Source organism: Paenibacillus graminis, from assembly GCF_000758705.1.
Taxonomy (GTDB): domain Bacteria; phylum Bacillota; class Bacilli; order Paenibacillales; family Paenibacillaceae; genus Paenibacillus_AQ; species Paenibacillus_AQ graminis.
The window spans coordinates 233,229-248,898 of record NZ_CP009287.1 but is presented as its reverse complement, the minus strand read 5'-3'; the positions used below and the strand labels follow the sequence as shown (position 1 = coordinate 248,898).

General features: G+C 49.7%; 10 protein-coding genes. 1 reads left to right on the top strand and 9 read right to left on the bottom strand.

Annotation, left to right across the window (positions count from 1 at the left end; genetic code table 11):
- Positions 1 to 27: 27 nt before the first annotated feature.
- Complete coding sequence (locus PGRAT_RS31385) at positions 28 to 4,278, bottom strand: S-layer homology domain-containing protein (RefSeq protein ID WP_025708584.1); 4,251 nt, start codon at positions 4,276 to 4,278, stop codon at positions 28 to 30.
- Positions 4,279 to 4,889: 611 nt separating this feature from the next.
- Between PGRAT_RS31385 and PGRAT_RS01160 the strand changes: the two genes are divergently transcribed.
- A complete protein-coding gene (locus PGRAT_RS01160) occupies positions 4,890 to 5,648 on the top strand; it encodes a hypothetical protein (protein ID WP_025708586.1) in 759 nt (252 codons plus the stop codon).
- Between the two features lie 47 nt (positions 5,649 to 5,695).
- On the opposite strand, the gene PGRAT_RS31380 is transcribed toward PGRAT_RS01160, so the two are convergent.
- From PGRAT_RS31380 to PGRAT_RS01120, 8 genes are all read right to left on the bottom strand, one after another.
- Positions 5,696 to 6,181: a cell wall hydrolase gene (locus tag PGRAT_RS31380; RefSeq protein WP_025708588.1), complete on the bottom strand. Its 486-nt coding sequence runs from the start codon at positions 6,179 to 6,181 to the stop codon at positions 5,696 to 5,698.
- A 439-nt stretch (positions 6,182 to 6,620) separates the two neighbouring features.
- Complete coding sequence (locus PGRAT_RS01150; protein ID WP_025708589.1) at positions 6,621 to 7,748, bottom strand: glycoside hydrolase family 88 protein; 1,128 nt, start codon at positions 7,746 to 7,748, stop codon at positions 6,621 to 6,623.
- A 130-nt stretch (positions 7,749 to 7,878) separates the two neighbouring features.
- On the bottom strand, positions 7,879 to 10,209 hold the full coding sequence (locus tag PGRAT_RS01145; RefSeq protein WP_025708591.1) for a helix-turn-helix domain-containing protein: 2,331 nt from the start codon (positions 10,207 to 10,209) through the stop codon (positions 7,879 to 7,881).
- Positions 10,210 to 10,253: 44 nt separating this feature from the next.
- The gene (locus PGRAT_RS01140) at positions 10,254 to 11,138 is read right to left on the bottom strand and encodes a carbohydrate ABC transporter permease (RefSeq protein WP_025708592.1); all 885 of its coding nucleotides are present in this window, start codon (positions 11,136 to 11,138) and stop codon (positions 10,254 to 10,256) included.
- 32 nt (positions 11,139 to 11,170) lie between these two features.
- Positions 11,171 to 12,088, bottom strand: a complete 918-nt coding sequence (locus tag PGRAT_RS01135) for an ABC transporter permease (RefSeq protein WP_025708593.1) — start codon at positions 12,086 to 12,088, stop codon at positions 11,171 to 11,173.
- Positions 12,089 to 12,173: 85 nt separating this feature from the next.
- The gene (locus PGRAT_RS01130; RefSeq protein ID WP_025708594.1) at positions 12,174 to 13,772 is read right to left on the bottom strand and encodes an extracellular solute-binding protein; all 1,599 of its coding nucleotides are present in this window, start codon (positions 13,770 to 13,772) and stop codon (positions 12,174 to 12,176) included.
- Positions 13,773 to 14,387: 615 nt separating this feature from the next.
- Positions 14,388 to 15,062, bottom strand: coding sequence for a zf-HC2 domain-containing protein (locus PGRAT_RS31375; protein ID WP_025708596.1), 675 nt, complete (start codon positions 15,060 to 15,062; stop codon positions 14,388 to 14,390).
- Positions 15,059 to 15,553 (bottom strand): RNA polymerase sigma factor, encoded by a 495-nt coding sequence (locus PGRAT_RS01120; RefSeq protein ID WP_025708598.1) that lies wholly within the window; start codon positions 15,551 to 15,553, stop codon positions 15,059 to 15,061. Before PGRAT_RS01120 ends, PGRAT_RS31375 begins: the two co-directional genes overlap by 4 nt.
- Positions 15,554 to 15,670 lie beyond the last annotated feature (117 nt).

Sequence of the window (15,670 nt, the reverse complement as noted above, 5' to 3'; positions counted from 1 at the left end):
AATAACCTCTCCTGCAACCCCCATGGTTTATTCTGAGACCAGTTGTTCCTTCTGTTCACTGTCAATCCGGTACTGATGGTCATTCACAGCTTCCTGGATATCCCGGTATGCCCAATGGCTGCCGGAAACATCCGGGAACTTGATGGCATCCGCTCCATACAATGGTCCGCGGTCAAACATCTGATTGACCATTACCACAGCTTCAGCCCGGGTTAGATAGGCATTCGGTTTGAAGCTGCCGTCAGGATATCCCTTGAGTAGGCCGGCCGTCAGGTTCGCTTCGATCACCGATTGTGCCCAGTGTCCGGTCGTATCGTTGAAGCTGGACTTGCTGTCTGCCGATACTGCAAGTTTCATGTAATTGGCGGCGACGGCTGCCATCTCCGCTCTCGTAATCGGCGTTGCCGCCCGGAACTGTCCGTCCGGATCGCCCTTCATCACACCCTTCGCGTTAACAAAAGCAATGGCTCCAGCGGCATAATGCCGTACAGCCACATCCCCGAAAGGAAGACTGCTTACAGCCGCATTGGCATCGTACCCCAGATTTCTGGCGATCATTAGCGCCATTTGTGCACGCGTTACTTGTTCGTCCGGCTTGAATTCGCCGTCCGGAAATCCGATAATGTAAGACCCATGTGAAGCGGCAGCCTGATTATTGAAATTGATGATTGTAAAGGTGCTGAACTTCGTTAAGGAGAATTCCAACCCCAGCAATCCCTCTTTGTAGGTGACCGCTTTTCCTTTTACGACTTCTTTCTGGCCATCGGTATGCTCGATGAAAATGCCCAGCTGCGCCAGGAACGCATTGCGCTGCGCTTCATTCGCCGGCAGCTTCACATCTCTCAGCGGCAGGATCAGGGTCACCGCCCGGCTGGACAAGTTCGTTTCGATGGTCATCGGTCTGGCGACCACTTCAATTCTATTGTCTTTCGCCACTTCGCGGACAACGGCTTCGAGCGTGGCTCTCTTTTCGATTTCGTTCCGCTCCGCTGCACTTCTTACCGGCACAAGCCGGAAATAGAAGTCCTTCCCGATTCCGTCCAGAGAGGCGTTCGGAATGCGGACAATGGCATTCTCTGTATATATTTCAAGCACGATACCGCTCTCTTTAAGCAATTTGGCTGTCTCTGCGGGAATTTGGACATTTACTTCGCTGACTTTGTCTGCGGCATCCGGGATGACCACTCGGGCGATGTTTTGTCCCGTCTCTTTCGCTTTCTTTACCGCTTCCTCTGCCTTATCCCTGGTAAAGCGGACCAGATCCGTAAGCGTTCCATCACTGCGGGTTGTCCGCTGAACCGGCACTTTAGTGATGCCAACCGCATTTGCTCCACCGATCGCCACATCCACCTGAATGACTTCGGTGTTGGACTTGTCAGGTGCAGGGACGTTGCCCCCGCCGCTGGAAGGCTCCTGTGAAACTCCTCTTGCGCGAGTTACCTGAATCTGATATTGTCCCAGCTTAACGCCCGGATGTTTCGCATCGACAATATCCACTTGAATGATATTCAGCCCTTCCTGCAGCGGAAGCTTGCTCCAGTCTCCGCCAGGAACTTCCACTCCGTTCAGGCTTACTTTTACCAGCGTGTTATCATTTCCTGTCGGGGCGAGGTTCAAGGCAATGCTATCCGTTTCGTTAGGCACGGACGCCTTATAGCCGCTTGGCACATCCGGTTGGAAGCCTGGAGTCAGCGGAACCGCCTTGTCCCCAACAGCCAATCCCAGACCGTTCGCCGGCAGCTTGCCTTCGTCTGCGATATATGTGGAATCATCGCCAAGATCAATTCCCGGCTGAAGTCCCGTAAGCGGGTTATTCACATTGCCATTCTCGGTGACATTGCCGAGTTTAGGATCGTAGCTCAATAGGCCGCCCTTATGATCAGCCGGGATTGAAACAATAAGTTCATTGCCATGAATCTCAAAAGGTTCCTTAAGCGGCACTCCGCCGTAAGTGAATCCGGACAGAACAGTTAAGTCGTTGATGGGCTTGTTGAATACCAGCTTGAGCTTGCCCTCTTCAGGGTAAGCGGCAATGAGCTGGAGCGGAATAATATCATTTTCCTTTGTTATGCCTGCCTGATTGCCGGCATGGACCGGCCGCAGCTCATTCAGGATGTTTCCTTCAGCCGTAACACTACCGGCAGCAGGTTCGTACTCTACGGTTAACGCATCGTCCGGACCTAGTGCTTCCTCCAGAACGACTTCAGCTTTGTTACCCTGTATAGATTTGACAGCGACCACTTTCCGGCCATCGATCTTGAGTCCGGCGAAATCAGCTTCGTTAAGCACAGAGCCAATGTTCTGATTGAATGTCAGAACTGTCTGAGCCGGGTTCTCGTCGTCTACTGCTACATGAGTCAATTGAAGCTGCGGGACGGTAAACGGCACCAGCTTGGTTTCCGTTCTTATTTCGTCTCCGAACATTTTGGTTGAAGTTACCGCGACGTGGTATGAACCCGGGGCAAGCGGACCCGGCAGCTTGGTATCCCATTTATAGACATCATCGGTTACGGTAATTCCCACCTCAAGGTCGAACAGATAGGCATCGGGATGAGCATCTACATTATAGACGCTAGCCGTTACGGTTGAACCCAGCGCAGCCTGTCCAGATACGGGCACCGGGAAATCGGCTCCATCCACCTCTGTACCGGAGGCAGGCTCTTGAATCTGCAAAGAATCACCGAATGGCCCGTTTGCGATAAGCGTAAAATCCGTAACCGGCGCTTCTTCGGGGTCCTGTGCCTCTATTGCCGATTGTCGGGAATCATATTCGATTCTAACCACAGGGTCATTGGACAACGGGCTGGCCAAGGTCAGAATAATGACCCGTGGATCTGTATCCGATACTACAGCATGCGCAACATCAACCAATTTACCGTCCAGTGTAACTCGGAAGTCATCCGTAGAATCTGCATCGTTTTTATTGAACTTGACCGGTTTGTCAAAAACAACCGATACCTGATTGTTCGTTCCCTCTGTGTAGCTGGCGCTATTAGCTATTGGCGGCTGTTTGACCAGTCCGTCAACCGCATCCGCAAGACTCTTGCGGGCCGCCGCAATCTCTTCAGGGGAGGCATGCTCGCCTTCAAGGACGGCTTTGGCTGCATCCGTTGTTGCTTTCAGAACCGCCAGAGACTCCTTCGTATAGACCGGCGGAGCAGTGTCAAGATAGCCCTGCGCTGTATCGGCATCCTGCTTCAACAGTGTGTTGTCCACCAGCGTTATAGTGGTGTTGATACTGGTGGCTGCGTCGCCTTCCATGCCGCCGTATTCAACGAGATAAGCATCCACCTTGTTGTCGGCTGCATAATCGTTCCACTTGCCGTTCGCAAAGATATGCATCACGTGCTCGTAAGTATAGTCATTGGGCTCTCCCGCATCCCAGTTATTGTGCATGGTCTTATTACTGCCGAGACCGTAAGTTGCATTAGTGACCGTAGCAGCATCATTAATGCCGCCTTGAGCAATATACCCCTTGTAGAAGGGGAGCCCGAATTGGCTGCCGTACTGCAGTTTACCTTCCGGTCCTGTTACCCAACGCCAATCGCCATAGCCAATACCGCTGTTCTGCAAGGTGGAAACACGTATGGTAGCCTTACCGTTTGCGTCTTCAGCCCGATCCACGTCTTTACCGCCAATCCAGCCTATCCCCTGAGCCTTTTCGGCAATAAAAGCGTTTTCTTCGGGATCAGTAATCGTCGCCAGATACCCTTGGCGTCCATAGTAGGTCCGCAGCTCGGCATTCGCCCGGGCTTCCGGCCATTTGATGCCGGTATCCGTTACATATTCATAGAAATGGCCATTTTTATTGAAAGCGAGAACGGGGCCAAGGCCAAAGGTTATGCTGCGCTCCCCAGGTGACGTCATCGTGAATTTGGCGTTTTCCAATAGAGTCTGATAGGCTTCAATGCTTGCGTTGCCCGTTAATATATAAACGCCGTTTCCTTTGCTGGAGTTAACGGCAATTCCTGTACCGGACGCTACGAACGTAATCAGATCACCCGTCTTATATCCGTTAATCACAACAGTGGCACCCGTCATCATTTCACTGGTATCCCCGGTGATAAAGAGTTCCGGGAAGGTTAAGTTTACAGCTCCGCCATCCTTGGTGAAACCCCGATACTTGTCCGATGTGAAAATCTGTTCCGATCCGTCATTTCCAATTGCCGCATGGGCCATTGGGCCGGGTGTTGCAAAGTTAACGGCAACCAATGCAAATGATAAAGAGGTTGCGAGACTGCGGGACCATTTTTTGTTCCGTTTCTTTGATGTTGTCATCTTTTTCTGTACTCCTCATATAAATATACTTTTATTTGATCAGCCGACACTTCGAAGCCTCATTACTGCCTTCCTATCCCCGTAATTCCCCCCTTCAGATACAGCCGTTCACCAAATCGTGCTAAACGGATGCAGCCGGTTTGTGTATAATATTCTCTTAGTTCCTAATAGTAGCCGACAGACCTCTACATTAACTCTACAAATCTCCTTCTTTTCTACAAGATTCCTTGGCGCCGCTCTGGAGGGTGGTAAGGCTGCTCACTGAAAGTTAAGTATAGTAGCCCGTCTTAAAGACGAACTGAATTAAAAGACTCTTATTCCCCAATATTCCTAAGTCGTGGAAGAACGCTCAATTATATATAACTGAGGATGAGATAGGCGCTCCTGGATTGTCGGGGAGCACCTTTTTTTCGTTTTCTGGTGTCAACCGTTTTATGGTTTAAGCACGTGATGAAGGGTTCAGGTAAATGGGGCTTCATTTGGGCGTTTTGCTGTTTGCGATTAGATAACATAATATTAACTTTATTCGTAAATAATGTTAATATTATGTCATTCATCAGTTTATTTGCTTTGATATAATTTCTTCTGGGTAGATGAAAGGGGATTATGTATTGAAAAAAGAGCTTGGTACAGTGATGTTGTTAAGTGTTGTTTTACTTTCAGGATGTGGATCAGATAAGCCCGCAGCGGTTACGCAAGGTTCGGGTGAGTCTCCCAGTAAACAAGTAATAACACAGTCGGTGCAAGATACGGATGCGAAATTGATTGCATCTTCCGAGAAGGAACAAATAAAACTCTATGAAACAAAAGATGGAGTAATTGTAGACATTAACGGCAGCCAAAAAAAATTTAATTGGAAAATACTAAGAGGAGTAACTGGACCCAGGATATCTTATGTTGATCTTACAGGGGATGGTAAAGAAGAAGCGGTCATCATTCTTGTTACCGGACATGGTACTAATTTAGATACTAATGAAGCTCATGTATTAAACGGAGAAAACCTTTCAGAAATAAAGGTGCAAAATGTTGATGGAATTGTTGCAAATTTAGAAACTGAAGTCAAACAAAATGGTAATGAGCTTCTAATTAAAGCTAAAGCTCAAGGGAAAGAATACAAATTCAGCAAGAATGTCAGCGAGCTAGCGCTGGCACATAAGCCGGATGATAAATTTGAAAACAAACTTTACTTTGGTGATATAATTTTAAATAATTTAAAGGATCAGAAACTAACAGTTAACATAGGCGGATTTGTTAAACCAATTAATGGCGTGCTTCCTGACTATGTGTGCACTGTTCATGTAACGTATAAATATGACGAAGCCCTAAATGAGTTTGTTGCAGATCAAATTGAAGTTACCCCTGATGAATAAAAAAGAAGCTGGCCCAAACTGGTCAGCTTCTTTTTTATTAAAGATTATTAGTGCTGATAGTTGAAAAACATGTGTTCACCTTTCAGAACTTTAGAAGTGATAACTACCCATTTACCACTCATTTTATACAAAAGTTTTCCATTTTCAGTTTTGGTATTTGCGTTGAAAACATCGACTTGAGTATAAAACAATTTGTCTCCGATTGGATTTTCAAGAGAAGCAACATTTTGAGCGACAGAAACACAGTTTTTCCAAATTTGACTTGATGTATTTGGTCTGAGGCATTTAGCTAAGTTAACATCACCTTCATTAAAACAGGAGAAGGCCCATGGAGCAAGTACAACCTCTTCGATACTATTCTGATTTTTGAATTCGTATATTTTATCATTCTTCCGGTTGATAACAACCCATGCAACACCAACACGTGATGCAGAGTCATTTTCTGTTTCGCCGAGTAGTGTTCTTGCCAACAGATCAGTGCTGTCCCGCCCGTAAAGCTGACTTTTCGAAGTTAGTGGATCACCAATTGCCATGAATATTACCTCCATTGATTTTTTTGTAGATCACCGGCGTCTCACTATATAAAGAGAAATGAGCCTCTGATTTTACAACCACTTTCGAATTTTATTTCAATTTACTAATATCAAAAGTTTGTATCACCTCAATCATTTTGACATAGAGTTCCTGTTTTAAATCTTCACGATGATCAGCGGGTACTTGTAATAAGGAGGCTTTGAGCTTTGGTGTGTTCCAAAATATGTAATATTGCCTCTGGATTGTGGTGTTGCTGTGCTTGTACTAGCAATTCGGCAATCATAAAATCACTTCTTTACGGGTGCTAGGTTAGAGGCGCTCTGGGCAGATCAGGGAAGGTCACAACAAAAGGTGTCCCAGAAGCCCTGTATGGCTTCTGAGACACCCTTTTATCGATCTATCCAATCTCTCCTCGAAATAACGCTGCCGCGGCGAATGCTACCGCTCGTACCAATACCCCGGGATTCCCCGCTCCAGGCGCATCAGCGCTTCCAGATAGTAATAATCACCCCAGATCGTGTAATCATCAGGGGAATCACCACCTCTTACAGAGTAGGAGCCATGCTTCAATAAACCCTCTGCGTCTTCAGCACCTTGCGTGGAATAATTCTCTGCCAGTGACTTCATGGAGGCCTCAGCCGCCCCCCTGAAAACCCGCCGCTCTGGATCATCCGCCGGCAGTTGTCCGGCGATCTCAAGCAGTCCGCAGGCAGCAATGGCTGAGGCGGAGCTATCCCGCTTCGTATCTGGCCCCACAGGGGCGTTAAAGTCCCAGTACGCCACCTGGTCTTCCGGCAGATGGGCCACAAAATAACGCCCCAGGCGCTTCGCCGTCTCCAGCATCTCCGCACTCTGCAAATAGCGGCTGATCAGAGCGAAGCCATAGATCCCCCAGGCCTGTCCCCGGGTCCAGGTGGACCCGTCATTGTAGCCCTGATGTGTCCCGCCCCGGATTGCCTCTCCGGTAGCCGGATCGAAATAGAAGGTATGGTAGCTCGAATCATCGCCGCGCACCAGAAAACGGCGGGCCTTCCGGGCATGAAGCTCAGCCGCACGGCGGTAAGAAGGATCTCCGGTCTGCTCCGAAGCCCAGAGCAGCAGCGGCAGATTAAGCAGGCAGTCAATAATAATCCGCCCGCCATTGACCGGGTCGCCTTCCCGCCCCCAGGCCTGAATAAGTCCTGCTGACTCCCGCCAGCGCTTCATTAACATGTCCGCCGCCTCCAACGTCAGATGTCGGGCTGCGGCGTCCCGCTCGAGTATCCACTGCGCCTTAGAGGACAGCGAGTACAGAAAGCCGATATCATGATGGTCAAAGATAATCTTGTGATCCATGCGGGTACGGAAATTCCGGACCGTTCTTACCGCCTGCTCACGATAGATGGAATCTTCAGCATATTCAGAGCACAGCCATAGAATGCCCGACCAGAATCCCGCTGTCCATTCCGTGTTGTTATTCAGCGAATAGTGCTCATCGCCCATACTTACATGGGGGAACCGGTCACCAAATCTCTCAATATTACGTTTAGTTACGCCAAGCGCATCTTCAATCGCTTTCGTCCACATGCCGGATCTCCCCTTTACTCTCATAAAATAAATACTTCAGGCTAAATGTTGCAAGGAAGCTAAAGACCCGCCGGCTCTGACCACTAGTCCACCATGCCGCGCTAAATGTACACAGCAGTCCAACAGGCCATCAGCTTTCGTGATGCATCAGCCGGTTGTTCTGTCTATACTGGCCGGGGGTGATCCCCTCATATTTCTTGAAGACACGGATGAAGGAGTTGCTGTTCAGGAAGCCCACACGCTCGGATACCTCCTGCACAGTCCGTTCATCCTCCTGCAGAATCCTTTTTGACGCTTCAATCCTGTATTGGTTGATATAATCGATGACGTTAACTCCGGTCTGTTCCTTGAAATACTTGGAGACATAGGTCGGGTGAAAGCGGAAGCGTTCGGACAAATGCGTCAGCCCCAGATTCACATCCGCATAGTTCTCATGAATGAATTCTACGAGCTGATCCTTCAGCTCCGCATTATGCGAGCGCTTGCGCTCATGAACCAGCTGGCAGACCGTCTCCAGAATCCGCAGCAGCTCCGCTTCAATCTCCTCGAAGGTTTCACAGGCGAACAGCTGCCGGATCAGATCATTACGCGGGTTCATTTCCTTCCGGTCATCCGCTTTAATCTGCTCGGTGGCCTTCAGCATCGTGCCGATCAGCTCGAACATCAGGCAGCGGGCCAGCTCTACGGAAAGGGGCTCCCCAGCAAAATTGGTCATGAGGATCTCATTCATGACTTCGGTGGAGCGGGCATAGTTGCCTGAGGCGATATAATTGACGAGCTGTCTCTCCAGATCGAGCGGATAATACAGCTCTTCTTTGGGCTGGCGGATCCGGTTCTGGTCAATAATCTGGCCAATGCCCAGAATCAGCCGGTATTCGAGCGCCTCCTCCGATTCCCGGAAGCAGACGGCGATCTCTTCTATGGATTGGCGGATGCTGCTTACGCCTACCGAGAAATACACGTAGAACCGCGATTGAATGAAATGCCGGGCTTCCCCGGCAGCCTTAATCAACCGTTGAGACGCTTCTTCAGCGCCTTCCCGGATATTGACCAGAAAGGCAATTCTTCCATCCATCTCCGCAGAATAGACCGGGCCGACAGCGCCCATCAACTCCTCCATCACGTTCGTAAGAATCAGGTGGACAAACTGAATTTTCTTCTCCTTGTCCTCCGGTTCTCTGGTGCGGAACAGCCCCTCATAGTTCTCGATATGCAGAAGCAGCACTGCAAAAGAATCCGTGTCGAAGCGTATGCCCAGACGCTCCATTTCCGCAGCAAGCTCTGTCCCTGCCTGCACCCTTCCCTTGAGCAGTCTAGCCAGAAAACTGCTGCGCACCATGGTCTGCTGCTCCTTTAGCCTCGTAGCGAATTGGTCCTGCTCTTCCCAGGCACGGGTCAGCACAGTCTGCAGAATGCCGAACTCATTGTCCGGCTGCTCCAGCTTCCATTTGACTTTGTCTGAGATAATATTCATGATCCGGCCAATCGGCCGGTAATTTCTCCGGGTGAACCACCACGCCGCGATGCCTCCGATCAGCAGCCCCGCCGCTATCCCGGCAAAGGTAATATTGCGGATCACCGTCAGCTTCTTAGCATAAATACGCGTGGGGATGATCGAGACATATTGCCAGTCCTGCACCTTGGAGGAAATCTGCGAGACTGTCACCGATTCCCCGTTCCACTCTGTTGTTCCTGTCCTTTTTCCTATATCCTGGTTAAGCTTCAAATAAGCATTGATGGTGTAAGGGGTTTCAATAGGCCCGGTGGAAAATAACGTCCGTCCGTCCCGGTCCAGTATGAATACGGTGCTTTCCTTCTCCAGACGCACATTATCAATCGCCTGCTGGAACCGGTCAGGGTCCAAAGTGACCACAAACGTCGCCGGACTGTCCTCCGCTACCTGAATAGGAAAAGGCTGAAGATACACCAGCGTTTCCTCAATGCGCTGGTCCTCGCTGCGTACCTCCATCTTACGGAACACACTTTCACGGGATTCCTGCATCAGCTGAGTCCATTCCCGCTCGGTGACCCCGGTCCCCTCATAAAAGATCTCATACAAAAAGTTCTTAGACACGAGCGATGAGGAAGACAGCGCAACATCGGCAGACTTCACATAGAGATACAATTCACGGATCAGACCGTTCCCGCTGCGGATAGATTTAAGATTTTTGATCAGATCAAGCGCCATCAGCCGCCATCTGGCATCCTGCTCGGAGGCGTGATTGATGAAGCTGCTGAGCTGGGAATCCGCCATAAGCTGGCTGCTGATGCTGCCGATATCCCCGATCTGGCTGTCGATGTTCTCCTGTACCTGGGACAGCAGAACCATATTGGAGCGGTTCACTTCTTCCTTCAGCAGGCTGCGGGACTCGGCAAAGACCGCTGCCCCGATCGTAATCGGAATGAGCAGGATCACCAGATAAGAGATGCTCCAGGACATTAGGATACTCTTCTTTTTCATGGGTCCCCTCCTCATGTCAGTGATTGGCCAGGCTTTACGGTTTATTACTCTTTAATGGCACCAATCATAACGCCTTTCACAAAATATTTCTGCAGAAACGGATAGATCAGCAGAATGGGTAGTGTAGCCACCATAACTGTAGCGTATTTCACACTTTCTCCGATCGCCTCTTTGTCGCCCATGGCTGCGCTGGTCGTCATGGAGTCCGTACTGTTCTGGATCAGAATTTCCCGCAGCACCAGCTGAAGCGGATACAGGCTGCGGTCGCGGATATATAGAATGGCTCCAAACCAGGAGTTCCAATGGGCAACGCCATAAAAAAGAACCATTACGGCGATTACCGGCATGGATAAGGGGACTACAATCCGCCAGAGGATGCGCACCTCTCCCGCACCATCTATTCTGGCTGATTCCAGCAGACTCTCGGAAATCTCCTGGAACGCTGTCCGCATAATGATCAGATTATAACTGCTGACCAGTCCCGGTACAATCAGGGCCAGCAGACTATTCCCCATATGCAGTGTGTTGTTGATCAGCAGATAGGTCGGTATAATTCCGCCGTTGAAAAACATCGTGAACACAATAGCGAGCATGATCGGATTGCGGAGCATGAAGCTTTTACGGGACAGGGTATAGGCACCCAGAATGGTGAAGAGCAGATTCAGCGCCGTCCCCAGCACCACAATCACGAGGGTATTCCGGTAGCCGGACAGAATGCTTGGATTGCTCAGCACCAGCTTGTAGCTGTCCAGGTTGAACCCTTCAGGGAACAGCAGCAGCCCCCGGTGAGCCATCAGCCGGCCGGAGTCGCTAAGCGATGCATTCAGAACATGCCACAGCGGATACAGGGTTAAGACAATCAATGCGATCATTAGCAGCACATTTGCCCCGTCAAACAGCCGTTCTCCTGCCGTTCTTTTTATTTTCATGGATAATCCCTCACTTTGTCTCTAGGGCGTGCCTAGAACAGCTTATTGTCGGATACCGCCTTCGACAGACGGTTGGCGCCGATCAACAGGATAAAGTTAATGACCGACTGAAACAGACCCACGGCAGTGGTATAGCTGAACTCAGCGCTTTCACTGATCCCCTTGCGGTAGACGAAGGTGGAGATTACATCCGCCGTATCGTAGACATTCGGATTATAGAGAAGGATGATCTTCTCGAAGCCGATCTCCATCAGTCCGCCAATGCGCAGAATGAGCAGAATGACAATCATCGGAATGATCCCCGGCAGCGTAATATGCCAAACCTGGCGAATCCGGCTGGCTCCATCCACTTTGGAGGCATCGTACAGCTCAGGATTAATCCCGCTAAGCGCAGCCAAATAAATAATCGTCGAGAATCCGAGCTCCTGCCAAATGGAGGAAGCGGTATAAATCGTGCGGAAATTGCCCGGATCACTCAGCAGCGCACTGCTCTCACCGCCAAAAAAGGTAATAATGGAGTTGAACAGCCCGTCGCGGGACGAGAAATCGACCACCATTCCGCAGATGACCACAATCGAGATAAAATGCGGAATGTAGGAAACCGTCTGCACCGTGCGCTTGAACATTTCCTGCCTCAGCTCATTAAGCAGCAGGGCAAGAAGAATCGGGGCCGGAAATCCGAACAGCAGCTGATAAAAGCTTAAGACCAGCGTATTCTTCAGAATCCGCCAGAAATAATAGCTCTGGAAAAAATCCCGGAAATGCTGCAGCCCCACCCAATCACTGCCCCAGATTCCTTTGCCTACCGTATACTCCTTAAAAGCGATAACCGCCCCGTACATCGGCAGATATTTGAATACGAGAAAATATAACACCACCGGAAGGGCCATCCAATAAATCGCTTTGTTTTTTTTGTAATTCAGCCATATCAGGGAAAGCTTGTGCGGCATAGTCTCCCTCCTTTCTTCATGTTAGGATGAAAAGTCCCGCGGGGGCAAAAGCCTCCTTCCGCCCCTCCGCAGGCTGTCCGGCTTGTTATCTGGCGTTGTAACGGTCCACAGCCGCCTGCTGAATCTCAATCGCCCGCTTGAGATTGAATTTGTTGATCTGCTCAACAAATTTATCGAAGTTCTCTACCGGCTCCGCTCCGATGACGAACTTAATGAACATCTCGTCACGGTAGGTAGTGATGTCGCTCATGATTTTGCTGTACTCGCTCGACTCCTCTGTGGTCAGGCTGACCGGGGGAAGGCTGACCTTGAGCGTGTTGTCGCTATACTTGGAAAAGAGCGCTACCGCATCCTTCTGCTGCTGCAGCTGATAATACTGCTCGTTATACCGGTCGTCATCCTCGCCTACTAAGGGGTAATTGGCAATAAAATGTTTCGCCATCGCCTGAACCACAGACAGTCCGTCCGGATTCTTCAGGATCTCATCCGTATAGGTCGGATACCCGTCCTTCATCGTATAGGTGACGCCTTCCACGCCAAAGTTCTTCAGCATATGGCCCACTTCACTAAAAAAGTAATCCAGCGCTTTGACCGTTTCTTCGGGATGTTTGTTGCTCTTGGTTATCGTGGCCCCGGCTCCGCTCCATTCCCACGACCGCCCGGTGAACATCGGCTCATCTCCCTTGTTCACTACCGGATACTGGACCGCCGTCAGATTGGCATCCGGTTCCTTCTCCTGCAGCGCAGGCAGATAGCGGCCGATGCCGCCGCCAATGAAAGCGAAGAACGCGCCTGCTTCGCTGCCCAGAATCTTGGCATCATAGGTTTTCTGGTCATTGGTCGCGAAATCGGGATCAATCAGGCCTTCCTCATACCAGCGGTGGAACGTGGTCAGGAATTCCTTGAATTCAGGCTCGGTCGGGCCGAACGCCACCTTGCCGTCTTTTAGATAGACCGTATTCGTAATACCGTAGGCCTCCAGAAAGGTCGGCGCGGCCGGTCCCATCGTTGTCATCTTTGGCGGTGCACCGAACAGAAGCGGCGCGGTGACACCTTTCTTTTCCTTAAAGGCCTTCAGCACCGTCTCCCATTCATCCAGCGTCTCCGGCTGCTGCAGGTTAAGTTCGTCCAGCCAGTCCTGGCGGATGAATGTGCCGCCGAAGGTTTTGTATTTGCCCAGCCGCAGATGGGGAATTGCATAGATGTCGCCGTTATCCGCTTTCAATTGTTTGGCGACCTCAGGATTGTCATCCAGAATCTTCTTCAGATTCGGTGCATACTGGTCGATAAGCTCATTGAGCCGGATGATCGACCCGTCATTATACAGCTTGGAATAGTCTCCATAGACGAACATCACATCCGGCAGCTTGTTGGAAGCCAGCATGACATTGAACTGCTCCGTTTCCGCACCCACAGCGGGATGCTGGAATTCCGTCTTGATGTTGGTCTTTTTCTCCCATTCCTTAATTGCCGTAATCTCACTCATGTTCTTCAGCGTAATGGAGACATTCGTATTCAGCGACGCCCAAATCGAGATCGGGGTCGGACCGCCATCTGCTGCCTGCTTTCCCGCATCCCCATTCCCGTCGCCATTACCGTTCCCGTCTGAGCAGCCAGCCAGTCCTGTGATCCCCAGCATCAGGCAGGTACCAAGCGCAAGCCGCCGTTTCCATGTTCTCTTCATAGCTTCACATCTCCCCCATGTGTTATTTGGTAGACGCGCAGGAAGCACATCCGTGTTGAAGCTGTTGAGCGGTTCGTATGCTAAGCAAGGAAGGCCCTTCCAGAACACTGCTAAATTGGTAAGCTGAATTGCTGATCCAGCACCAATTGAAAACGCAACCATATTTAACCCTTCTTAGCCGTTACGCCGACAACCCTAACCTCACCTGTACCGCCAATCCCCTGCTGCCCTGAACTGCTTCCTGCCCTTACACCTTAAAGCCAGCCCGCCGCCCTGGCTATCTTCCATTCTTGCTGCGATATCGATATATTAATTTCCGCCTGTCCGCCACAGAAATTGCATATGCATGCTAAAAGATCGAGATTGCTTTGCTGACCCGGTTGAGATTGATTTGGGACCGGGCCATAGCTCCCGTTGGGAGCTCATACAGAAATGCGCTTCGCCACAGTAAAGTGTTTAGGTACAGCTTACTTTAAATTAGGGGAAAGAAAAAGACACCGGGGAGGGTGTCTTTGGTTATACTACTGAGAAGGCAGGGACATGCGGAGCCTGTACTCGGGTCGGACTCGATTAGCTGCATCAGCAGCTGTAAATCCCGCTCTATCCAATCTGCCCTCATTTTCTCACAGGCAGTTTATCGCCTTTCTTCCAAACTAGAATGGGATTGTTCGGAGGCCCGTAGTATATGGAGGTAATCTCCACATCCTTTCCGTGATTCTTTTTCTCGTAGGCCCTTACGTTATCAGGATTGGTGAACAACTCGCCACTGACAAAATTAAAATTTGGAGATTTATTCAATCTGATGACAGGATGGACGGGGGTAATATAATAGCCTCCATCATCGTGAACCTTAAAGATCACTCGATCGGCGCCGTATCCATCCTTGATTTGAATTTGAAAGGCGATTTCACCATTGGGTCTAAGTCTTATATTAGAGATACTTATATCATCGGAAGAAACGGGAATGACATTCCAGCGAAAAAGACCCCAATACCCCAAAAACAATATTCCAGCTACGGAAGCAGTCACGATTAATCCTTTCACAAACGCTGCCGATTGGGCACGGCTCCACATCCTTTTGAACCTTTGCAGCCCGTTCACCTCCAGTTGATTCTGCTCCATGGCTTGTACTGGCACATTGAAGCTTGATTTGATCTGATTCAGATAAGAACGACAATCTTCACACTCCACAAGGTGTTCTTCCACAAGTTCCCTGGTAGCCGCACTGCATACATCGTCATGGTACAGAGGCAGGATATCCTGAACGACATCGCATGAGATTCGGGTCATTGTTCATCCTCCATCAAAAGTTTCTGTATTCTCAGCCTGGCCCGGTGATAAGTCACTCTTGCCCAGCTTTCCGTTCTGCCAAAAATCTGGCTGATGTGATCAAAAGACAGCTCCCCAAACACCCTAAGCATGAATACCTCTTTATAAGGCTCATTTAACGCATGTAGAACCTTGTGAACATTCAGAGCCTCGGCCTGGTCGATGAGCTTTTGTTCCAGATTGAATCCCGACGTCTCCTCCTGATCCTGAAGCGGATCGAACCGCCGCTGCTTGCCGATATAGGTGAAGTAAGTATTCTTCGCAATCTGACACAGCCAGACGCTAATTTTACAGTCCCCCCTAAACTGTTCAATTTGCTTTATTGCCTTGTAGAACGTCTCCTGCGTAATTTCTTCAGCGATCTGTTCATTCCGGCTTAATGACAGCACAAAAATATACACATCCCGGAAATAGTGATCGTAGGCTTCAATTAATTCGTCTAGTTCATCCAAGGGTTCACCACCTTACGTATATAAGACTGGCTAGATCAAAAAACGTTACAGTATGCTTAATATTTAGGGGCCATAATCAAGAATAGGAATTAGTGTTGGTGCCAGGAATGCAAAAAG

Coding starts and splice junctions, on each gene's coding strand:
- PGRAT_RS31385 (WP_025708584.1), bottom strand. CDS start 4,278: ATGACAACATCAAAGAAACGGAACAAAAAATGGTCCCGCAGTCTCGCA.
- PGRAT_RS31380 (WP_025708588.1), bottom strand. CDS start 6,181: ATGGCAATTGGTGATCCACTAACTTCGAAAAGTCAGCTTTACGGGCGG.
- PGRAT_RS01150 (WP_025708589.1), bottom strand. CDS start 7,748: ATGTGGACGAAAGCGATTGAAGATGCGCTTGGCGTAACTAAACGTAAT.
- PGRAT_RS01145 (WP_025708591.1), bottom strand. CDS start 10,209: ATGAAAAAGAAGAGTATCCTAATGTCCTGGAGCATCTCTTATCTGGTG.
- PGRAT_RS01140 (WP_025708592.1), bottom strand. CDS start 11,138: ATGAAAATAAAAAGAACGGCAGGAGAACGGCTGTTTGACGGGGCAAAT.
- PGRAT_RS01135 (WP_025708593.1), bottom strand. CDS start 12,088: ATGCCGCACAAGCTTTCCCTGATATGGCTGAATTACAAAAAAAACAAA.
- PGRAT_RS01130 (WP_025708594.1), bottom strand. CDS start 13,772: ATGAAGAGAACATGGAAACGGCGGCTTGCGCTTGGTACCTGCCTGATG.
- PGRAT_RS31375 (WP_025708596.1), bottom strand. CDS start 15,062: ATGACCCGAATCTCATGCGATGTCGTTCAGGATATCCTGCCTCTGTAC.